Origin of the sequence: Falsiroseomonas sp. HW251 (assembly GCF_050563545.1) — a bacterium.
Taxonomy (GTDB): domain Bacteria; phylum Pseudomonadota; class Alphaproteobacteria; order Acetobacterales; family Acetobacteraceae; genus Falsiroseomonas.
Genome location: NZ_JBNXUM010000004.1, coordinates 151,886 through 170,604 on the forward strand (window position 1 = coordinate 151,886; position 18,719 = coordinate 170,604).

An 18,719-nucleotide genomic window follows, 5' to 3' on the forward strand; every position below is an offset into this window, starting at 1 on the left:
AGGGCTACTCCTCCTCTTCCTCCGCGACGCGGTCGGCGGGGCAGCGCTGTGCGCGGCGCTGCCCCTGCGCGCTGCGGATCACCGCATAGGGATCGAGCGAGCGGGCCTGCAGGCGCGTCAGCTCGTCATGCAGCCGGTCATAGGCGACGAAGGCGTCGCCGCCCTGCCAGGCCGCGACCGGCGTCGCGCCGAGGCCCTGCGCGATCAGGGCGCTCGTCGCGAACCCTGCCAGCGCGTCGCGCAGCGTGGTGGGCCCGAGCAGCGGCAGCACCAGGTAGGGACCTGGCGGTACGCCGAGCACGCAGGCCGCCTCGCCGGGCGTCATCGCCTGGGGCTCGAGCCCGCGTTCGGCCGCCGCGTCGCGCCAGCCCGCCCAGCCCAGCGTCGTGTTGATGCCGAAGCGCCGCACGGCGCGCCAGGCAAGGTCGGTGTCGCCGGCGACGAGCGCCGAGGCCGCGGTCAGCGGCTCTCCGAGATTGCCGACGGCGTTGCCGATGCCCTGCCGCGCGGGCTCCGGCACCTGCGCGCGCCAGAACTCCGCGAGCGGGCCGAGCGCGTAGCCCTGCGCCAGGGTATTGAAGGCGTGGACGCGACGGTTCACGCCCTCCAGCGGATCGGGCGCGGCCTGGGCGATGCCAGGCATCAGGACCGCAGCGAGGGCCAGGACCAGGCGTCGCATCGTGCGCTTGTAGCCGATCATCCCGCGGATTTCAGCACCGCTATTCCGCCCGCGATCAGGGCGATCCCCGCGATCCGACCGGCCGTCACGGGCTCGCCGAGGAAGGCCATGCCGACCGCGGCCGTGCCGAGCGCGCCGATCCCGGTCCAGACCGCATAGGCCGTGCCGACCGGCAGCGTCTTCAGCGCCAGGCCCAGCAGGAAGATGCTGCCGGCCATGACCGAGATCGTGGCAACGCTCGGCCAGAGCTTCGAGAAGCCGCCGGAGAGCTTCAGCCCGATCGCCCAGCCGATCTCGAGCAGCCCCGCCACCACCAGCATCGCCCAGGCCATGCATGCTCTCCCGCATCCGGGCGATGTGAAGCGGCCGGGCGGGGCAAGGCAAGCACCGGCGCCGGGCTCACCATCGCGCGACGCCACCGGAACCGCGGCGCCGCCTTGCTCGCTCTCGCCGGCATGCAAGCCATCGACGGCGCCCACGCCGTGACCGACAACGCCACCGGCCACCGCTTCGAGATGCCGGTCGGCGACGAAGTCGCCTTCGTCGAATACCGCCGCGACGGCGCCACGCTCGTGCTGACGCACACCGAGGTGCCGGAGGCGCTCAATGGGCAGGGCGTCGGGTCGCGCCTCGCGCGCGGCGTGCTCGATCTGCTGCGGGCGCAGGGCCGGCGCGCCGCGTCCGAATGCAGCTTCGTCAATGCGTATGTGAAGCGCCATCCCGACTACCGCGACGTGGTCGAGCCGCGCGGCTGACCGGTTGCGTCAGCGCAGCCCGGCGCGCTCCAGCTCCGGCCCGAGCCGCCCGGTGAGCATCAGCCAGGCCATCCGGAGGTCCGACGCCAGCGACCACAGGGGGTGGCCGAAGGTGGCGGGGCGGTTGCCTTCCACCAGCAGGTGCGACGCCCAGGCCAGGCCGTAGCCGACGAGGAGCGCGAGCAGCAGCCAGGCGGGATCGCCGAACAGCAGCGCGAAGGCCGCGATCAGCAGCCCCGTCACCGTGCCCACGGCATGCACGCGCCGGGTCATCGGGTTTGCATGCTGGCGCAGGTAGTGCGGCCAGAACTCCCCATAGCTCGCGAAGCCCGTGGATCGGGAGGCCATGGCCGGATTGTAACTCTGTCCGGAGCGTTCCCGCCAGCGAAGCTTTGTGCTTTCGCCCGGCGTGGGAAGCCCGCATCGTCCGGGGCGATGCGCCTCCCCTCTGCCCTGCTGCCGCTGCGCCACCCGGCATTCCGGCTGCTCTGGTTCGCCAATCTCGTCGCCAATACGGGGATGTGGATGCAGAACACCGGGGCGGGTTGGCTGATGACCTCACTTGCGCCCTCGCCGCTGATGGTCTCGATGGTGCAGGTGGCCGCGCTGCTGCCGGTCTTCCTGCTGGCGCTGCCGGCGGGCGCGATCGCCGACATCGTGGACCGGCGGCTCTATCTCATCGCGGGCCAGGCCTGGATCGCGGCCGCGGGCGCGCTGCTCGCGGTGCTCACCTTCACGGGCGCGATCGGGCCCTGGGGACTGCTGGTGCTGACCTTTGCGATCGGCGCGGGCACCGCGATCAACTCCCCGGCCTGGGCCGCGACGACGCCGGAGACGGTGCCGCGCGCCGACCTGACCCAGGCCATCGTGCTGAACGGCATCGGCTTCAACATCACCCGCGCGATCGGCCCGGCACTGGGCGGCTTCGTCGTCGCCGCGCTCGGCCCGCAGGTGAATTTCGCGCTGAACGCGGTCGCCTTCATCGTCGCGATCTTCGCGCTGGTCGCGTGGAGGCGGACCGAGCCGCCGCGCAGCCTCCCGAAGGAGCATTTCCTGTCGGCGATGCGCGCGGGCGTCGGCTTCGTCCGCGCCTCGCCGGTGCTGCGGGCCTGCCTGGTGCGCGGCATCGTCTTCTTCGGCTTCGGCGCGGCGATCTGGGGCCTGCTGCCGCTGCTGGTGCGCGAACAGTTGCGCCTCGGGCCCGAATGGTTCGGGCTGCTGCTCGGCGCGATGGGGGTGGGCGCGGTCGGCGCGGGCTTCGTGCTGCCGCAGCTGCGCGGCCGGCTGGACCGCAACGCCACCGTCACCGCGGCCTGCCTGCTGGGCGGCGTGGCGCTGGTCGCGCTCGGCAACGCGAAGCACTGGTCGATGGCGCTGCTCGCGATGCTCGCCTATGGCGTGGCCTGGCTGTCGGGGGCCTCCACGCTGCAGGCCTCGGCGCAGCTGGCCTCGCCGGCCTGGGTGCGGGCGCGCTCGATCGGGATCTACCAGCTCGCGACCTTCGGGGGGCTCGCCGGAGGATCGGCGCTGGGCGGCTGGGCGGGCGACGCGCTGGGACTGCCGCTCGCCCTCTCGCTGGCGGGCCTGGCCTGCGCGGTCGGCGGCGTCGCGACGCGCTCGCTCCGGATCGACGCCGGCGCCGCGCCGGCCGCGCCCGCCACGCCCGCCGCGGAGACGAAGCCGGAGCCCGCGGATCCCTCGCTCGCCTCGCTGCTCGCTGCCGACGATCATCGCGTGCTGGAAGTCGTGCGCTACCACGTCGCGCCGGAGGACCGAGAGGCCTTCCTGCGCGCGATGGCGGAATGCCGGCGCGTGCGCCAGCGCAGCGGCGCGCAGGGCTGGCGGCTGTACGAGGACGTCGCGCATCCCGAGCGCTGGGTGGAGCTCTGGCTGGTCGAGAGCTGGACCGAGCATCTGCGCGAGGCGGAGCGGCTGACGGAATTCGACCGCTTGATCCTCGCGCGCGCCGCCTCGCTGCATCGCGCCGAAGGCCCGCCGGAGGCCGTGCGCTACCTCAACGTCATGCCGGACATGTTGCGTTGATGCGCTGCAACGCATCCCGGCCGCCGACGTTCGCGGCCGGAGCCTTGCAGGAGCGGACGGGATGGCCACGCGCAACGACCTCGCGGACAACGCGAAGAAGACCTCGATCGGCGTGCTGCAGGGCTGCCTGACGGACGGGGTGGATCTCTACAATGCGACCCGTCAGGCGCACTGGAACGTGAAGGGGCCGAGCTTCGGTTCGCTGCACCTGCTGTTCGAGGGATTCTACACAACGCTCGCCGAGGACATCGACCTGCTGGCCGAGCGCATCGTCCAGCTCGGCGGCACCGCGAACGGCACCAGCCAGACGGTCGCGCAGGGCACGCGGCTCGCGCCCTATCCGACGGCGCTGAAGGACGGCATGGGGCATGTGAAGGAGCTGGCGGACCGCTACGCCACGGTCGCGAAGGCGCTGCGCGAGGGCATCGACGCGACGGACGAGGCGGGGGATGCGGACACCGCCGACATCCTGACCGGGGTCAGCAAGAACACGGACAAGGCGCTGTGGATGCTGGAGGCGCATCTGCAGGGCGACCGCTGAGGCTCCGCGCAGCGCTCTCCACCGCGCAGGGATAAAGACGCCGGCGTCTTCCTCTCCCGCGCGCGACGCGCATCCTGTTGAGGGTTCAACAAACCTCGCTGCTTGTCTTCCGCGACGCGGAGGTGGTTGCGTGCCGCGCGCCGCGCCCGCCGCGGCCGCGGAGGACAAGCCATGGCCACCCTCTTCACCATCGCGATGACGGGCAGTCAGGAGACGCCCCCGAACGGCAGCCCGGCGAGCGGCGCCGGCATCGTTCACTGGGATCCTGAAACCAGCACCGCAAGCTACGAGATCGTCGTCCGCGGCCTCGATTTCGGGCCGGTGCGCGGCCTGCCCGCGGACACCGCGATTACGGCCGACGACGTCACCAACATGCACGTCCACGAGGCCGCGCGCGGCGTCGCGGGCCCGGTCATCTTCGGGCAGATCACGCCCGCGCAGGACAATGACGACCTCAGCGTCGTCCGGCTCGAGACGATGGATGTCACCCAGGGCCCCGACGGCGCCTGGATTATCAGCGGCGCATGGGACCCCGCCGATCCCGCGGGCAAGTCCATCACCGCCTTTGCCGATGCGCTGAATGCGGCGGCGTCGGGCGACGACCTGCCGCTCTACTTCAACACGCACACCACCACCTTCCCCGCCGGCGAGATCCGCGGGCAATGGGTCGGCGCATCGCTCGATGATGGCGCGGCCCCGGTGGATTGGAACACGATCGCCGCGGTGGTCCAGGCCAACTTCGCCCAGACCGGCAGCTGGTTCCTCTGACGCGCGACGCGCCTGGCCGGGCGCGGCAGCGGGGGCAAGTCAATCCAGCCTGATGCCCCGCGCCCGGATCACCGCGCCCCAGGATGCCGTCTCCGCCGCCAGCCAGCGGCGGAAGCTGTCCGGCCCCTCGGCGCGCACCTCCGCCCCGAGCTCCGCCAGGCGCCCGCGTATGGCCCCCAGCGCGGCCTCGAAGGCCCGGTACTGGCGCTCGACCGTCGCCGGCGCGGTGCGCGCGGGCGCGAGCAGGCCCTGCCAGATCCCGGCCTCCGCCGCCGGCCAGCCGAGCTCCGCGAAGGTCGGCACATCGGGCAGGTCCGCCAGGCGCCGCGGTCCCGTCACGGCGATGGCGCGCAGCTGGCCTTCCTTCACGAAGGGCAGCGTCGCCGTCGCGCCGTTCACCACCATCTGGCTCTCATTCGCGACCGCCGCCTGGATGCCCAGCATGCCGCCGCGATAGAACACCTCCGTCACCTCGCCGCCCCAGTGCTGCACCACGACCAGCGCGGTCAGGTGGTTGAGCGCGCCAACGCCGGAATGCGCGAAGTTCACCTTCCCCGGATTGGCTTTCACGTAGGCGGCCAGTTCCGCGCCGTTCCGCGCCGGCACGGACGGGTGCACCGCCAGGATGTAGGGCGCGTAGATCAGCATCGTCACGGGATCGAGGTCGCGCGCGGGGTCGTAGGTCAGGCGGGAGAACAGGCTCGGGCTCGTCGTCAGGATGCCGGGGTCGGTCAGCAGCAGCGTCGTGCCGTCCGGCGGCGACTTCGCGACATTGTCGGCCCCGAGGTTCCCCGCGGCCCCTCCGCGATTGTCCACCACCATCGCCTGGCCGAGCAGGCGCTGCACCTCGGGCTGCACCAGCCGCGCCACCAGATCGGAGGTCCCGCCCGGCGGGAAGGGGATCACGACGCGCAGCGGGCGGTCCTGCGCCAGCGCGGGCGCCGCCAGCGGCGCCAGTCCGGGTGCCGCGAGCGGCAAAGCGAGCAGCGCGCGGCGCGCGATGGCAGGGCGTGTCATGGTCGTTCCTCCGTCCCGCCATGCTGCCGTCCTTCCGGCCCGGGCGGGAAGCGGGAATGACATCGCCGCCGGCCTGGCCTACCTCATCCCGCAGGGAGGGACACGACCATGCAGCCCTGCGCCACGCCAGAGGACGCCGTGGACCGGCTCGAGGCGCTGCACGACGCGGCCACCGCCGCGCTGCGCGGCGCGCTGGATCGCGTGCTGGCCGGCGGCCCGCCGCCCGATGCGGCGGAACGCGCGCTGTTCCGCTACCCGCTCCTGCGGCTGCACTACGCCATGCCCGATGCGGGCTGGCCGCGCACGCGCCGCGCCTGGGCGAAGTTCCAGGCGCCGGGAAGCTATGCCGGCACCATCACGCAGCCCGCCGCCTTCCGTCCGTATCTGCTGGAACAGCTGCGCCCGCTAATGACGGAATTCGGCGCGACGGTCGAGGTCGGCACCGGCCAGCAGGAGATCCCGTACCCCTATGTGCTGGACCATGCGCCGGAGGCCGGCGACGGCACCGCGCAGATGCTCGCGCGCCACTTCCCGACGCCGCTGCTGACCGAGGTCGGCGACGAGGTCGCGGACAACGAATGGCGCGCCATGCCCGGGGAGCCGCTGCCGCTCTCGCTCTTCGACGGGTTGCGCGTGGACTATTCGCTGCGCCGTCTCGTGCATTACACCGGCACGGACTGGCGCGCGGTGCAGCCCTTCATCCTCCTGACCAACTACCACCGCTATGTCGACCAGTTCATCCAGTGGGGCGTGTCGCAGCTGTCGCGGGAGGGCTCGCCCTGGTCGGGCATGGTGCTGCCGGGGAACGTGATGATCGGCCGCGGCGAGACCGACCGCGCCGATGCGCTGGCCGCGTCGTCGCCGTGGCACCGCTACCAGATGCCGGCCTACCACCTGACGCGCGCGGACGGCGCGGGCGGGGTGACGCTGGTCAACATCGGGGTCGGTCCTTCGAATGCGAAGAACATCACCGACCACCTAGCGGTGCTCCGCCCGCATTGCTGGCTGATGGTCGGCCACTGCGCGGGGCTGCGCGGCAGCCAGGCGATCGGCGACTACGTGCTCGCGCATGGCTATCTCCGCCGCGACCGCATCCTCGACGCGCTGGTGCCGCCCGACATCCCCATCCCGGCACTCGCCGAGGTGCAGGTCGCGCTGCAGGAAGCGGCGGCGCGCGTCACGGGCGAGCGCGGCGAGGCGTTGAAGCGGCGGCTGCGCACCGGCACCGTGGTGACCTATGACGACCGCAACTGGGAGCTGCGCTGGTCGCGCGAGCGCCGTGCCATCAACCTCTCCCGCGCGATCGCGGTGGACATGGAATCCGGCACGCTCGCCGCGCAGGGCTACCGCTTCCGCGTGCCCTACGGGACGCTGCTATGCGTCTCCGACCGCCCGCTGCACGGCGAGATCAAGCTGCCGGGCGCCGCCAGCGCCTTCTACGGCCGGGCGGTGGCGCAGCACCTGATGATCGGGCTCGAGGCGATCGAGATCCTGCGCGGCGAACTCGCCGCGCTGCATTCGAGGAAACTGCGCAGCTTCGACGAGCCGCCCTTCCGGTAGAACCGGACGGACGGCTCGTCGCCGTGCCGATCAGGTGAACCAGAGCAGCCCGTCGAACTGCAGCGGCGTCGGCAGGTCGGCCTGGGACTTCCCGGCCCAGGTCACGCTCGCATCGATGCTTCCGTTGCCGTCGAGATCGGTGTGCAGCGTGACGCCCTGGAAGCCCGGCGTCCCATCGCGGGCGATCCAGCTCAGCGTGCTCACACCGGGCCGCCAGCCAAAAAGGCTCAACTGCTCGCCCTGCTCCCAATCCGTGATGGTCGACCAGGTCGTCGTCCCGGGCGCACGGCCGTCGAGGAAGAAGACATCCCGCCCGCCGCCGCCGGTGAGGAAGTTGGAGCCGAGGCCACCATCGAGCACGTCGTTGCCGCCGCGCCCATCCGCGGCGTCGTCGCCGCCGAGCAGGTTCAGGAAGTCGTTGCCGTCCGACGCGCCGACCACCTCGCCCTTCGAACTGCCGAGGAACTGCCATTGAAGCCCCGCGACCGGGCCCGAATAGGCTGTGGCATCGACCTGCTGCACCGACCCGTCCGTGAACACCGAGAATTTGGGGGCCTGGGGCGGCGGCGGCGGGTTGTTGGGCGCGCCGCTCACGAGATTGCCCGCGGTGTAGGTCCCGTCGGCGAACTGGAAGAGCTCAATGCCCGTCACGGTATCGCGGCCGTCCGTGCTGTGGTCGGGGCGCGAGCCCCGGTTGTCCTGAATGATGAAGTTGCCGCCGCCGACTTCCGTCACGCTGTAGTCCGCGCGGTTGCCCGAATAGCCAACGGTGTTGCCGCTGCCGAAGCCCGTGATGACGTCGTTGCCGTCGAGACCCGCGAAGGTCGTGAAACCGAAGGAATTGCCGGTGAGGTAGTCGTCGAAGGCGGAGCCGAAGACACCGCTGATGTTCTGGAAGGTGTCGGTGCCGCCAAAGCCGTTGTAGCCGGTGAGCGTCCGCCCGGTGTTGAGGTCGACGCCGACCGGTCCGATCGATTCCCAGTAGGCCACGATGTCGTAGCCACCGTTGCCCACGAAGTTGTGGTCGCCGAAGCCTGCGATGAACTGGTCGCTGTCGCCCGTGCCATTGACGGTACCCGACGCGCCGGCGCGGATGTTGGCCATATCGGTACTCCCTCGGTCTTTTCCGTGTGCCCGAACGTTCCCGAAGCCGAGAATGATGCGGCGCCAACGATCACAGCCCGGCGAGACGCCGCGCATCGCAGCCAGGCTTCCATGGGAGGCGCGAGTTTTCTAAGGACGTAACAGCGCGCTTCGCGATCCCGTCGCGAACCTCACGCGCGCGCTAAACGGACTTCGTCGACCAAACGAAAGCCCGCCATCACCGGCCGAGCGGCCGGCGGGGACGATCCTGAGGAGGATGGCGGCGCCGAGGCGATAGCCTCCGGCGCTACGCGCCCTCCACGATGCGGATGTCGCGCACCGCGCCGTCGCCAAGCTTCGCGAGCGCCGCCTGATAGGCCGGGCTGTCATGGGCGGCGCGGGCCTGCTCGACGCTGTCGAACTCGATGAGCACGGTCCGTTGCATCAGCCCGCCCTCGAAGGTCAGCGCAGGCAGGCCGCGCGCCAGGATGCGCCCGCCGGCGGCGACCAGCGCCGGCCCGCCGAGCGCGGCATAGGCGGCGAGCGCCTCGGGGTTGCTGACGGAGCGGTAGGTCGCGACCCAATAGGCCTTTGCCATGACGATCTCCCTGCGAAGCGCACGCTGCGCGCGGGCACAGCCCGGGCGCAAGGCCCTAGACGTCGCCGGCCTCGACCCGCGCGAGGAAGAAGTCGAGCGCCGGTCGCAGCGCCGTCTGATGATCGCCCGGCACCACGGCCACCGTCAGCCGCGACGCCGCTGCCCTGGCCTGGTCGTTCATCGCTTCGACCTGCGGGGCCAGCCGCTCCTCGCTGCCCAGGACGGCCAGATGGCGGCGGACGAGCTGCCGCGCGCTCGGCACCATGGTGCGCAGCCGCCTCTCCCAGATGTCGTCCGGCGGGAAGAGCGGGTTGCGGGGATCGGCCGTGATGTCGTCGGGGAAATACAGCCCGCCGGCGCTGCCGCTGGCGCGGATCGGCAGGTCGTTGAACAGCGCCAGCAGGTCGCACAGCCCGCCGCCGACGCTGTGGCCGAAGACATGGATGCGGTTGCGGTCCACCGCCGGCTCCTCGGTCAGGCGGCGCACCGCGCTGGCCAGGTCGTCCACCTCTCCGAACATGAATTCGAAGAAGCCAGGATTGCCGTTCTCGCCGCGCCAGGTCGGGGTAAAGACCGCCCAGCCGCGTTCGATGAGGAAGCGCAGCCACTCGAAGTCCGAATTGGCGAAGGCGAAGCCGCCATGGGCGTAGACCAGGGCGGGTGCGGCCCGCGCGCCCGGCGCGCGGGCCGGCAGGCCAAGCAGCCCCCAGAGCGTCCGGCCCGCAGCGCGGTAGGCGATTCGCTCCGCGCCGGCGGGCACCGGCTCGCGTGTCCAGGGCTGGGGCGAGGCGCGGGGGCGGATCAGCCGGGTCGGTCGCGCGCGCCGCTCCACGAGGAAGTCGTAGGATTCGAGCGGGAGCGGCCCGGGCGGCAGGGGCGCGGGCGCGGGCGGCGCGGCCGGCAGGGCCGCACCGACCTGGGCCCGGGCAGGACCGGCAGCGCCCGCCGCTATGCCGGCGAGCAGGAATCGGCGGCGCAACCTGTGTGTCCCGGGCATACGCCCTTCTACACTGCCGCGTGGAACCCGTCGCCCCGCCAAGCGTCCCGCGTGCAGCGGTAATATGCGGAAGGAGGGGAGGGCCATGGGCGACACGCGCGAACAGGAACGCCAGGCCAAGCGCACGCAGCGCGCCGAGCATGTCTCGGACCGGCTGGTCCTCTACATGCTGATCCTGGCCGTGGGCTGCGCACTCTTCTCGGCGCTGCACCTGGAGCTCCTGCCGATGGCGGCCTGGAGCGGCTGGGGCGCCGCGGCGGCGGTCTGCGCCCTGCTCTTCGGCATCCTGCTGGTCTGGGTCTCGGAGCACCGGCGCACCGCCTGACCCCGGAAGTTCCGAGGTCAAATCGGCTGTAACGGAAGGCGGCGCCTCGCCCGCCCTCCCTGCCTGCGCGCTTCCCGCGACTCGCCGCGCCTTGGTTGTGTCCCCCCGACCCGGTGGCTATGGTGGCCGGGAACGCGAGAACACAGCATGAACGATCTCTTCGGTGCCGGGGGCGCCCGAAAGGGGCCCGCGATGTCGTCCACATCCACCCGCAAGCCCGCCGCCAAGCCGGCGCCGGCCGCCTTGCCGCTCGATTCCGGCTATTCCGCCAAGGACATCGAGGTGCTGGAGGGGCTGGAGCCGGTCCGGCGCCGGCCAGGGATGTATATCGGCGGCACCGACGAGAACGCGCTGCACCACCTCGCCGCCGAGATCCTCGACAACGCCATGGACGAGGCGGTGGCCGGCCATGCCGACTTCATCGAGGTCTCGCTGGAGGCCGGCAACTTCCTGACCGTGCGCGACAACGGGCGCGGCATCCCGGTGGACCCGCATCCCAAGTTCCCGAAACTCTCGGCGCTGGAGGTGATCCTCACCACCCTCCATTCCGGCGGCAAGTTCGGCGGCAAGGCCTATGACACCTCGGGCGGCCTGCACGGTGTGGGGTCGTCGGTGGTCAACGCCCTGTCCGAGCGGATGGAGGTCGAGGTCTGCCGCGACCGCACGCGCTTCGCCCACGCCTTCGAACGCGGCAAGCCCGTCCAGAAGCTGAAGAACCTCGGCGAGGTCCACAACCGGCGGGGGACCACCGTCCGCTTCAGGCCAGACCCCGAGATCTTCGGGAAGCAGGTCTTCTCGCCGGCGCGGCTCTACCGGCTTTGCCGGTCCAAGGCCTACCTCTTCAAGGGCGTCGAGATCCGCTGGCGCTGCGACGCCGCGCTGGTGCAGGGCACCGAGACCCCGGCCGACGCCGTGCTGCATTTCGAGCGCGGCCTGGTGGACTTCCTGGCCTCGGCGATCGAGGGCCGGACGACGGTCGTGCCCGTCCCCTTCGAGGGCACGCTCGACTTCCCGGACAAGGCCGGACGGTGCGAGCTGGCGCTCACCTGGCTCGAGCAGGGCGAGGGCTTCCTCAACACCTACGCCAATACCATCCCGACGCCGCAGGGCGGCACGCACGAGGCGGGGCTGCGCGCCGCGCTGACCAAGGGCCTGCGCGCCTATGGCGAGTTGAAGCGCGACAAGCGCGCGGCGAACGTCACCGCCGACGACCTGCTCGGCGGCATGGCGGGGATGCTCTCGGTCTTCATCCGCGACCCGCAATTCCAGGGCCAGACCAAGGACAAGCTGACCTCGCCCGAGGCCGCGCGCTTGGTGGAGGCCGCGTTGCGCGACCATTTCGACCATTGGCTCGCCGGCGATCCCACCACCGCCGACAACCTCCTGGCCTGGGCGGTGGAGCGCGCGGAGGAGCGCATCCGCCGGCGCGAGCAGAAGGACACGCCGCGCAAGACCGCGACGCGCAAGCTGCGGCTGCCCGGCAAGCTCGCGGATTGCTCGCGGGAGAGCGCGGAGGGGACGGAGCTCTTCCTGGTCGAGGGCGACAGCGCCGGCGGGTCGGCCAAGCAGGCGCGCGACCGCGAGACCCAGGCCGTGCTGCCGCTGCGCGGCAAGATCCTGAACGTCGCCAGCGCGTCCGCCGACAAGCTGCGCGCCAACCAGGAGCTGAAGGACCTGATCGAGGCCCTGGGCTGCGGGGTCGGCGAGCGCTTCGACATCGGGCGCCTGCGCTATGGCCGCGTCGTGATCATGACGGATGCCGACGTGGACGGCGCGCATATCGCGGCGCTGCTGATGACCTTCTTCTACAAGGAGCTGCCGGAGCTGGTCCGCCAGGGCCGGATCCACCTGGCCCAACCTCCGCTCTATCGCCTGCAGGCCGGCGGCAAGACGGTCTATGCGCGCGACGATGCCGACAAGGACCGGCTGATCAGGCGGGAGTTCAAGGCGAACCAGAAGGTGGACGTCTCCCGCTTCAAGGGCCTCGGCGAGATGCCGCCGGCGTCGCTGAAGGAGACGACGATGGATCCCCGGAAGCGCACGCTGCTGAAGGTCGTGCTGCCCGTGGAGGAACGCGCGCGGACATCGGACCTGATCGAGGCGCTGATGGGCCGCAAGCCGGAGCTGCGGTTCAGGTTCATCCAAGAGAATGCGGCGAAGCTGGACGAGGAGGCGGTGGACGCCTGACGCGAACAGGGGCGCCCCTGGCGGGGCGCCCCTCTTCCGGCCAGGCCGCTGTTGGGCTCAGCCGTTGCCGCTCTCGGTGTTGTAGGACCCGGCGCCCGGCACGGCCCCGCTGCCGGCGACCGTCACCGGTGCGCAGGCCACGGCACTCAAGGCCAGCAGGCCCGCGAAGACGAACGCCGCCGCACGGCTCGCGAGGCGGAAGTTCGGGTTGGTCCGAAGGGCGGCGTACTGCGAGATATTGAACATCGAAGGCTCCTCTTTGTTGACAAGCGACCATCGCTTGCCGGCCGCCTATCAATGACAGGTCAGGCCGTGACGAGCTTTCGGATCGGCTTGAGACGCCGTGGTCTTTCACGTGAGACTGCAGAGGTCCGCGGGCACCGTTCCGGCTCCGCACGGTAACCGTCGTCATGTGGCGCGACATAAGCGAAACCAGGGAAATGAGCGTGACTGCCCGGGATCGGCAACCGATCGATGGTCACCGCCTGGAGCAGCCTGCGCCGCATGCCCCGGGCAATCCCGATCGCAATCGACGCCAGGGGCCGCAGGGCCGGCCGGTCACGGCACGGACGGGCAGCCGGACCGACTTTCAGCGGCCCGCCGGTTCTCAGGCCCCCCGCGCAGCCTGTGTGATACCGACCACGAAGGGCATCGGATCCACCGGACGCACCTGGCGCTGCGGGCTCGTCACCTGGATCTTCAGGTACCGCCCCGCCGCCGAGCCCAGGCAGACCAGCGTCTGCACGGGCTGGCGCCCATAGGTCCCGTCGAGCCTGGCGCAGGACAGCGGCGCGCCGCCGGGCACCGGCACCTCGGCCCGCGCCCCCTCGGCCATCTGCTGGCTGGTGCGCGTGCCGGCCAGCGACACGACCTCGGCGACGGCCGAGGAGAACTCCGCGCCCAGCCGCGGATCGCTGGCCCCGACCGGCGCCTGCGCGCGGTCATACAGGCTGACCGTCGCGACCGCCGCGCGCTGCGGCCCGGCATATTCGACGCTGACGCCCTGGCCGGGCCGCTCGCGCTCGTGCCAGACGGCGCTGCCGCGGCTGAAGCCCGCGACCTCCGGCGGCAGCCGGGCGGCCGCGGCTTCGAGCGTCGGCGCGCTGCCGAAGCCGCCACCCGGCGCGCAGCCGGCCAGCAGCGCAGCCGCGCCGAGCGCCAGGATCCGGTGCATCTAGCGGTTCTTCCTGATGATCTGGTGCATCATGTCCATCACCACCGTCGCGACAGCCGTCAGGACCACGACCTGCATGATCGTGGCGAAGACCCAGAGGCCCACGGGGAAGGTCCCCATCGGCAGGGCCATCCAGCCCAGCGGCAGGAAGAGGTAGCCATAGGCGTAGGGCACCTCGTCGGCAACCTGGTGCGTGCCTTCCCAGATCATGTTGCCCGCGACATAGAGGATGATCAGCAGGCCGAGCCAGGCGATCCAGCGGTGCCGGTCGAGCAGCCTGGCGATGAAGGTCGCGGCGACGCCCATCAGCACGACGCTGACCGCGAGCCCGATGATCAGGATGTAGGGATGGTCCTTCGCCGCGCCCGCCACCGCGAGCACGTTGTCGAGGGACATCGAGATGTCGGCCACCAGGATCTGCGTGATCGCCTGGCGCAGCGTCTTCCTGGGCGCGCCGTCCTCGCCGACGCCGGCTTCGGTGCCCTCGGGCACCTCGTGGCTGCCGCCGTCGCGCAGCTCCCGGAACATCTTCCAGCAGACCCAGAGCAGCAGGAGGCCGCCCGCAAGGGTGATGCCGACGACCTGCAGCAGCTGCACCGTGACCGAGGCGAAGCCGATGCGCATCACCGTCGCCGCGACGATGCCCCAGAAGATCGCCTTCTTGCGCTGGTCGGCCGGCAGGCCCGCCGCGGCCATGCCCACCACGATGGCGTTGTCGCCGGCCAGCACGACGTCGATGAAGAGGACGGCGAGCAGCGCCTCAAGCTGCGGCCCGAATGACGAGAAATCCATCGGCAGGTTACCTTCCCGGTCGGTTGGGCGCTGTCTCTCCGCCAGGGGCGGGCTTGTCAACTGCCGGGGTCGGGGGCGAAGAGGGTGCCGACATGACAGGGCGCCCACGATGATCCCGCGCTACAGCCGTCCGGAGATGGCCTCCATCTGGTCGCCGGAGACCCGCTTCCGCATCTGGTTCGAGATCGAGGCAACGGCCGCCGAGGCGATGGCGGAGCTCGGTACGATTCCCGCCGACGCGGCGAAGGAGATCCGCGAAAAGGGCGCGCTGCGCGTCGCCGCGATCAGCCAGGCCGACCTGGACCGGATCGACGCGATCGAGCGCGAGACGCGCCATGACGTGATCGCCTTCCTGACCTGGCTCGGCGAGGGGATCGGGCCGGCGGCGCGCTTCATGCACCAGGGCATGACGAGCTCCGACGTGCTCGACACCTGCCTGTCCGTGCAGATGACGCGCGCGGCCGACCTGCTGATCGCGGATGTGGACCTGCTGCTGGATGCGCTGAAGGCGCGTGCGATCGAGTTCAAGCGGACACCGACCATCGGCCGCAGCCACGGCATCCATGCCGAGCCCACGACCTTCGGGCTCAAGATGCTCAACCACTACGCGGAGTTCGTGCGCCACCGCGCAAGGCTGGTCGCGGCCCGTGCCGAGGTCGCGACCTGCGCGATCAGCGGCCCGGTCGGCACCTTCGCGAGCGTCGATCCCCGCGTCGAGGCGTTCGTGGCGCAGAAGCTTGGCCTGGCCATCGAGCCGGTCTCGACGCAGGTCATCCCGCGCGACCGCCACGCCGCCTTCTTCGCGGCGCTTGGCGTGGTGGCGTCGGGCCTGGAGCGCCTGGCGGTGGAAGTGCGCCACCTCCAGCGCAGCGAGGTGCGAGAGGCCGAGGAGTTCTTCCACCCCGGCCAGAAGGGCAGCTCGGCGATGCCCCACAAGCGAAATCCCGTGCTGAGCGAGAACCTCACGGGGCTCGCGCGCATCGTGCGGGGCTATGTGGTGCCGGCGCTGGAGAACGTCGCGCTCTGGCACGAGCGCGACATCAGCCATTCCAGCGTGGAGCGCATGATCGGCCCCGACGCGACGGTGACGCTGGACTTCGCGCTGGTGCGCGCGGCGGGGATGATGGCGAAGCTGACCGTCCATCCCGAGCGGATGCGGCAGAATTTGGAATCGCTCGGCGGCGTCGTGCACAGCCAGAAGGTGCTGCTGGCGCTGACCCAGGCGGGCATGAGCCGCGAGGAGGCCTACGCGACCGTCCAGCGCGCGGCGATGGCGACCTGGCAGGCGCTCGGCACGCCAAGTGCCAAGGATTTCGCGGCAAACCTGCTGGCCGATCCCGCGGTCGCGGCGACGTTCGACGCGGGCTCACTGGCCAAGGTCATGGACCCCGCGCGCGATTTCGGGGCGGTGGATGCGATCTTCGCGCGGGTTCTCGGGGAAGCGTGATCGGGGCGCCATCATCCCGCCGCGAAGCGCCCGGATCCCGCCACGTCTGCCGACTATATACGAGACCCGATGAGGAGGTCGGGTCCGATGAGGCTCCTGTCGAAGCTTTCCGCCCTGGTTGCGCTGGGCGCCGCGCTGGCCCTGCCGGCGGTCGCGCAGGCGCAGCCTCAGGCCATCCCGGTGGACTGGGGCTACCGCCAGGGTCCGCCCGGCTATGGCTATCGCCCGCCGCCGCCGCGCTGGCATGGCCCGCCGCCGGGCCATTGGCGCCGGGCGCCGCCGCCCTATTGGGGCCCGCCGCCGGTGGTCTATGCGCCGCCGCCGCCGGTCTACTACTACCCGCAGCCCCGCTATTACCGGCCGCCTCCGCCGCCGGGCGTCGGGCTCTACTTCAACTTCTGACGGCCGGCGCTAGGGCCCGTTAGACAACGCCGCGCGGGTCGGTCCGGCGGGTCTTTTCCGCCCTGGGTTCGTCAGCCGGCTTGCCGATGGAACAACCATCGGCTGCGCCGCCTTCCTGCCCAGGCCGGAAAATCCCTCGCCGGCCCTCAGCCGCGGGCATTGTCTAACGGGCCCTGACCCGGCCACCGCCTGACCTGGACCGTGTCCCGCCGGATGCGGTCCCAGTCATAGGTCACGCCGAGCCCGGGCCTTGCCGGCACGGGGAAGCAGCCGTCGGGGCCGACCGAGTCCAGCTCGTCGCGGTAGCCGCAGGCGAAGACCTCGGGGATCGGGTTCCGGCGGCCCGGCGCCACGAGCGACAATTCATAGAAGTTGCTGTTGCGGACGGCCGCCATGACGTGGCGCTGGGCGGGGCCGGCGCCGTGGATCTCGACATCCAGGCCGAAGGCCTCGGCGAGATGCGCGGTCTTCATCGCACCAGTGATGCCGCCGTCGTATTCGGGATCGGTGCGCAGGAAATCCGTGGCACCTTCGGTGATCCAGGGCACCTTCGCTTCCAGGGTGCGGACATGCTCGGTCAGCAGCAGCGGCGTGCGGATCAGTTCCTTCAGGCGGCGATGCGCCGCCGGCGCGGTGCCCATGTCGGCGAAGGGATCCTCGAGCCAGTAGTAGTTCGCCTCGTCGCAGGCGCGGCCGACGCGCAGCGCATCGGCGAAGGTGCGCAGCGTGCAGGCGGGATCGATCATCAGCGCCATGCCGTCGCCGACGGCTTGGCGGACATGGATCAGGTTGGCGGATTCCGCCTCCGGATCGCCCTCGCCCCAGCCATGGATCTTGAAGCCCCTGTAGCCCAGCGCCTTGCAGTGCTGCGCGAACTCGCCGAAGGCCTCCTTCGACGACAGCACGCCGTTGCGGTCCGCGTGGGTGGTGCTGGCATAGGTCGGCAGCCGGTCGCGGAAGCCGCCCAGCAGCCGCGCGATCGGCTGCCCCACGGCCTTCCCCGCGAGGTCCCACAGGCAGACATCGATCGCGCAGAGCCCGACCGCGCCGAGATGCCGCTGCGACCAGCGCAGCGCGTTCCAGATCCCCTCCCGCGCGAAGGCGTCCATGCCGACCAGCCGCGGTGCCAGTGCCGCGACCTGCGAGACGATCGCCGGGTTCTTGCCGCTGTGCATCGGGATGTACTCGCCGCGATGGCCGTCCGCGGTCTCGATCACCAGGCAGAAGGCGCCGACCTTCTGCGTCGCGGTGGGATGCGGGCAGAGCGCGCCATGCGCATCCCGCGCGAAGCCCGGCGCGAGATAGGTGAATTCGTGCAGCTCGACCTTCGCGATCGCGCTGCCGCCGGTGCCAACACTCATTCCGCGCGGATCCCCTCGGCTCGGATCACCTCGCCCCAGCGCTGGAACTCCGCGCGCTGGAAGGCGCCGAACTCGGCGGGCGAATTGCCGACGGGATTGGCGCCGAGCTCGCGGATGCGCGACGCGACCTCCGGCCGGCGGATCGCGCCCTGCGCGGCGTCGCCGAGCCGCGCGACGATCGCGGGATCGGTTCCCGCCGCGACGAACAGCCCGTACCAGGTCAAGGATGTCGCGCCAGGCAGGCCGAGCTCGGCCAGCGTCGGCACGTCAGGCAGCAGGTGGCTGCGGCTTTCCGACGTCACCGCGAGCGGCCGCAGCTTGCCCTCCCGCACCATCGGCAGCAGGGCCAGGGGATCGCCGAAGGTGAGGTTCACCCGGTTCTCCAGCAGGTCCGGCACCACGGTGGCGAAGCCGCGGGCGTAGTGGATGGTGTCGAAGCGCACGCCCGCCGCGCGCTCGAACAGCACGGCCGAGAGATGCTGCGACGAGCCGAGTCCGCCGGTCGCCGCCGTGATGCTGCCCGGCCGTGCGGCCGCAGCGGCACGCAGCGCGGCGACCGAAGCAATCCCCGTCGCGGGGTTCACCACGAGCAGTTGCGGCACCGTCGCGATCAGCGTGACGGGCGCGAAATCGGCGACGGCGTCGTAGGGCGTGCGGGCATAGATGTGCGGGTTCGAGGCGTGGGTGGAGAAGGTGCCGGTCAGGATCATCGAGCCGTCCTTCGGCCCCTTGGCGACCAGCTCCGCCGCGATGCCGCCATTGGCGCCGGTGCGGTTCTCCGCGACGAAGGGCTGGCCGAGCGCGTCCGAGTATTGCTGCGCCATGAGGCGCGAGAGGATGTCCGTCGCCGCCCCCGGGGCGAAGGGCACGATCACCCGCACCGGCCGCGAGGGGTAGTTCTGCGCCCCGGCCCCGCCGGGAAGCGCGGCCAGGCCGAGGCAAGCGGCCAGGCTGCGTCGCGTGATCATGCCGTTCCTCCGATCCCCGTCT

General features: G+C 71.4%; 20 protein-coding genes and 1 pseudogene. 9 read left to right on the top strand and 12 right to left on the bottom strand.

Features of this window, described 5'->3' with window-relative positions:
* Positions 1-4 precede the first annotated feature (4 nt).
* Positions 5-700, bottom strand: coding sequence for an MlaA family lipoprotein (locus ACLF3M_RS06130; RefSeq protein WP_430655980.1), 696 nt, complete (start codon positions 698-700; stop codon positions 5-7).
* Positions 697-1,011: a DMT family transporter gene (locus ACLF3M_RS06135; RefSeq protein WP_430655981.1), complete on the bottom strand. Its 315-nt coding sequence runs from the start codon at positions 1,009-1,011 to the stop codon at positions 697-699. Before ACLF3M_RS06135 ends, ACLF3M_RS06130 begins: the two co-directional genes overlap by 4 nt.
* A gap of 123 nt (positions 1,012-1,134) precedes the next feature.
* On the opposite strand from ACLF3M_RS06135, the gene ACLF3M_RS06140 reads away from it, so the two are divergent.
* Positions 1,135-1,434 carry a GNAT family N-acetyltransferase gene (locus tag ACLF3M_RS06140; RefSeq protein WP_430655982.1) on the top strand — a complete coding sequence of 100 codons (300 nt, stop codon included), beginning with the start codon at positions 1,135-1,137 and terminating at the stop codon, positions 1,432-1,434.
* Between the two features lie 9 nt (positions 1,435-1,443).
* On the opposite strand, the gene ACLF3M_RS06145 is transcribed toward ACLF3M_RS06140, so the two are convergent.
* Positions 1,444-1,782, bottom strand: coding sequence for an Mpo1-like protein (locus ACLF3M_RS06145; protein ID WP_430655983.1), 339 nt, complete (start codon positions 1,780-1,782; stop codon positions 1,444-1,446).
* Between the two features lie 87 nt (positions 1,783-1,869).
* On the opposite strand from ACLF3M_RS06145, the gene ACLF3M_RS06150 reads away from it, so the two are divergent.
* The 3 genes from ACLF3M_RS06150 (at position 1,870) to ACLF3M_RS06160 (ending at position 4,786) form a co-directional block, all read left to right on the top strand.
* Entirely contained in the window at positions 1,870-3,477 is a 1,608-nt protein-coding gene (locus ACLF3M_RS06150; RefSeq protein ID WP_430655984.1) for an MFS transporter, read from the top strand.
* A 61-nt stretch (positions 3,478-3,538) separates the two neighbouring features.
* Entirely contained in the window at positions 3,539-4,018 is a 480-nt protein-coding gene (gene dps / locus ACLF3M_RS06155; RefSeq protein ID WP_430655985.1) for a DNA starvation/stationary phase protection protein Dps, read from the top strand.
* A 171-nt stretch (positions 4,019-4,189) separates the two neighbouring features.
* The gene (locus ACLF3M_RS06160; protein WP_430655986.1) at positions 4,190-4,786 is read left to right on the top strand and encodes a CHRD domain-containing protein; all 597 of its coding nucleotides are present in this window, start codon (positions 4,190-4,192) and stop codon (positions 4,784-4,786) included.
* A 39-nt stretch (positions 4,787-4,825) separates the two neighbouring features.
* On the opposite strand, the gene ACLF3M_RS06165 is transcribed toward ACLF3M_RS06160, so the two are convergent.
* A complete protein-coding gene (locus tag ACLF3M_RS06165; RefSeq protein ID WP_430655987.1) occupies positions 4,826-5,803 on the bottom strand; it encodes a Bug family tripartite tricarboxylate transporter substrate binding protein in 978 nt (325 codons plus the stop codon).
* Positions 5,804-5,911: 108 nt separating this feature from the next.
* On the opposite strand from ACLF3M_RS06165, the gene ACLF3M_RS06170 reads away from it, so the two are divergent.
* The gene (locus tag ACLF3M_RS06170) at positions 5,912-7,363 is read left to right on the top strand and encodes an AMP nucleosidase (RefSeq protein WP_430655988.1); all 1,452 of its coding nucleotides are present in this window, start codon (positions 5,912-5,914) and stop codon (positions 7,361-7,363) included.
* 30 nt (positions 7,364-7,393) lie between these two features.
* Here ACLF3M_RS06170 and ACLF3M_RS06175 read toward each other — a convergent pair whose 3' ends face one another.
* From ACLF3M_RS06175 to ACLF3M_RS06185, 3 genes are all read right to left on the bottom strand, one after another.
* Positions 7,394-8,563 carry a calcium-binding protein gene (locus ACLF3M_RS06175; RefSeq protein ID WP_430655989.1) on the bottom strand — a complete coding sequence of 390 codons (1,170 nt, stop codon included), beginning with the start codon at positions 8,561-8,563 and terminating at the stop codon, positions 7,394-7,396.
* A gap of 190 nt (positions 8,564-8,753) precedes the next feature.
* Positions 8,754-9,044, bottom strand: coding sequence for a DUF1330 domain-containing protein (locus tag ACLF3M_RS06180; protein WP_430655990.1), 291 nt, complete (start codon positions 9,042-9,044; stop codon positions 8,754-8,756).
* A 55-nt stretch (positions 9,045-9,099) separates the two neighbouring features.
* Positions 9,100-10,023 carry an alpha/beta hydrolase family protein gene (locus ACLF3M_RS06185; RefSeq protein ID WP_430655991.1) on the bottom strand — a complete coding sequence of 308 codons (924 nt, stop codon included), beginning with the start codon at positions 10,021-10,023 and terminating at the stop codon, positions 9,100-9,102.
* A gap of 103 nt (positions 10,024-10,126) precedes the next feature.
* Between ACLF3M_RS06185 and ACLF3M_RS06190 the strand changes: the two genes are divergently transcribed.
* Positions 10,127-10,366: a hypothetical protein gene (locus ACLF3M_RS06190; RefSeq protein WP_430655992.1), complete on the top strand. Its 240-nt coding sequence runs from the start codon at positions 10,127-10,129 to the stop codon at positions 10,364-10,366.
* A gap of 147 nt (positions 10,367-10,513) precedes the next feature.
* Entirely contained in the window at positions 10,514-12,553 is a 2,040-nt protein-coding gene (parE, locus tag ACLF3M_RS06195; RefSeq protein WP_430655993.1) for a DNA topoisomerase IV subunit B, read from the top strand.
* 57 nt (positions 12,554-12,610) lie between these two features.
* On the opposite strand, the gene ACLF3M_RS06200 is transcribed toward parE, so the two are convergent.
* The 3 genes and pseudogenes from ACLF3M_RS06200 to ACLF3M_RS06210 all read right to left on the bottom strand — a co-directional run.
* Positions 12,611-12,799, bottom strand: coding sequence for a hypothetical protein (locus tag ACLF3M_RS06200; protein WP_430655994.1), 189 nt, complete (start codon positions 12,797-12,799; stop codon positions 12,611-12,613).
* Positions 12,800-13,160: 361 nt separating this feature from the next.
* Positions 13,161-13,727: a hypothetical protein gene (locus ACLF3M_RS06205; protein WP_430655995.1), complete on the bottom strand. Its 567-nt coding sequence runs from the start codon at positions 13,725-13,727 to the stop codon at positions 13,161-13,163.
* A gap of 165 nt (positions 13,728-13,892) precedes the next feature.
* Positions 13,893-14,519: pseudogene (locus tag ACLF3M_RS06210) on the bottom strand (TerC family protein); the annotation flags it as partial.
* A 109-nt stretch (positions 14,520-14,628) separates the two neighbouring features.
* Between ACLF3M_RS06210 and purB the strand changes: the two are divergent.
* Positions 14,629-15,966 carry an adenylosuccinate lyase gene (gene purB, locus ACLF3M_RS06215; protein WP_430655996.1) on the top strand — a complete coding sequence of 446 codons (1,338 nt, stop codon included), beginning with the start codon at positions 14,629-14,631 and terminating at the stop codon, positions 15,964-15,966.
* An 87-nt stretch (positions 15,967-16,053) separates the two neighbouring features.
* On the top strand, positions 16,054-16,368 hold the full coding sequence (locus ACLF3M_RS06220; RefSeq protein WP_430655997.1) for a hypothetical protein: 315 nt from the start codon (positions 16,054-16,056) through the stop codon (positions 16,366-16,368).
* Between the two features lie 146 nt (positions 16,369-16,514).
* Here the strand turns inward: ACLF3M_RS06220 and ACLF3M_RS06225 are convergent, their stop codons facing one another.
* Positions 16,515-17,729 carry an enolase C-terminal domain-like protein gene (locus ACLF3M_RS06225; protein WP_430655998.1) on the bottom strand — a complete coding sequence of 405 codons (1,215 nt, stop codon included), beginning with the start codon at positions 17,727-17,729 and terminating at the stop codon, positions 16,515-16,517.
* Positions 17,726-18,697 carry a Bug family tripartite tricarboxylate transporter substrate binding protein gene (locus ACLF3M_RS06230; RefSeq protein ID WP_430655999.1) on the bottom strand — a complete coding sequence of 324 codons (972 nt, stop codon included), beginning with the start codon at positions 18,695-18,697 and terminating at the stop codon, positions 17,726-17,728. Before ACLF3M_RS06230 ends, ACLF3M_RS06225 begins: the two co-directional genes overlap by 4 nt.
* Positions 18,698-18,719: the final 22 nt, after the last annotated feature.

Excerpts from the sequence above, each read along its gene's own strand:
- ACLF3M_RS06130 (WP_430655980.1), bottom strand. The coding sequence starts at position 700 with ATGATCGGCTACAAGCGCACGATGCGACGCCTGGTCCTGGCCCTCGCT.
- ACLF3M_RS06135 (WP_430655981.1), bottom strand. The coding sequence starts at position 1,011 with ATGGCCTGGGCGATGCTGGTGGTGGCGGGGCTGCTCGAGATCGGCTGG.
- ACLF3M_RS06140 (WP_430655982.1), top strand. The coding sequence starts at position 1,135 with ATGCAAGCCATCGACGGCGCCCACGCCGTGACCGACAACGCCACCGGC.
- ACLF3M_RS06145 (WP_430655983.1), bottom strand. The coding sequence starts at position 1,782 with ATGGCCTCCCGATCCACGGGCTTCGCGAGCTATGGGGAGTTCTGGCCG.
- ACLF3M_RS06150 (WP_430655984.1), top strand. The coding sequence starts at position 1,870 with ATGCGCCTCCCCTCTGCCCTGCTGCCGCTGCGCCACCCGGCATTCCGG.
- dps (WP_430655985.1), top strand. The coding sequence starts at position 3,539 with ATGGCCACGCGCAACGACCTCGCGGACAACGCGAAGAAGACCTCGATC.
- ACLF3M_RS06160 (WP_430655986.1), top strand. The coding sequence starts at position 4,190 with ATGGCCACCCTCTTCACCATCGCGATGACGGGCAGTCAGGAGACGCCC.
- ACLF3M_RS06165 (WP_430655987.1), bottom strand. The coding sequence starts at position 5,803 with ATGACACGCCCTGCCATCGCGCGCCGCGCGCTGCTCGCTTTGCCGCTC.
- ACLF3M_RS06170 (WP_430655988.1), top strand. The coding sequence starts at position 5,912 with ATGCAGCCCTGCGCCACGCCAGAGGACGCCGTGGACCGGCTCGAGGCG.
- ACLF3M_RS06175 (WP_430655989.1), bottom strand. The coding sequence starts at position 8,563 with ATGCGCGGCGTCTCGCCGGGCTGTGATCGTTGGCGCCGCATCATTCTC.
- ACLF3M_RS06180 (WP_430655990.1), bottom strand. The coding sequence starts at position 9,044 with ATGGCAAAGGCCTATTGGGTCGCGACCTACCGCTCCGTCAGCAACCCC.
- ACLF3M_RS06190 (WP_430655992.1), top strand. The coding sequence starts at position 10,127 with ATGGGCGACACGCGCGAACAGGAACGCCAGGCCAAGCGCACGCAGCGC.
- parE (WP_430655993.1), top strand. The coding sequence starts at position 10,514 with ATGAACGATCTCTTCGGTGCCGGGGGCGCCCGAAAGGGGCCCGCGATG.
- ACLF3M_RS06200 (WP_430655994.1), bottom strand. The coding sequence starts at position 12,799 with ATGTTCAATATCTCGCAGTACGCCGCCCTTCGGACCAACCCGAACTTC.
- ACLF3M_RS06205 (WP_430655995.1), bottom strand. The coding sequence starts at position 13,727 with ATGCACCGGATCCTGGCGCTCGGCGCGGCTGCGCTGCTGGCCGGCTGC.
- purB (WP_430655996.1), top strand. The coding sequence starts at position 14,629 with ATGATCCCGCGCTACAGCCGTCCGGAGATGGCCTCCATCTGGTCGCCG.
- ACLF3M_RS06220 (WP_430655997.1), top strand. The coding sequence starts at position 16,054 with ATGAGGCTCCTGTCGAAGCTTTCCGCCCTGGTTGCGCTGGGCGCCGCG.
- ACLF3M_RS06225 (WP_430655998.1), bottom strand. The coding sequence starts at position 17,729 with ATGAGTGTTGGCACCGGCGGCAGCGCGATCGCGAAGGTCGAGCTGCAC.
- ACLF3M_RS06230 (WP_430655999.1), bottom strand. The coding sequence starts at position 18,697 with ATGATCACGCGACGCAGCCTGGCCGCTTGCCTCGGCCTGGCCGCGCTT.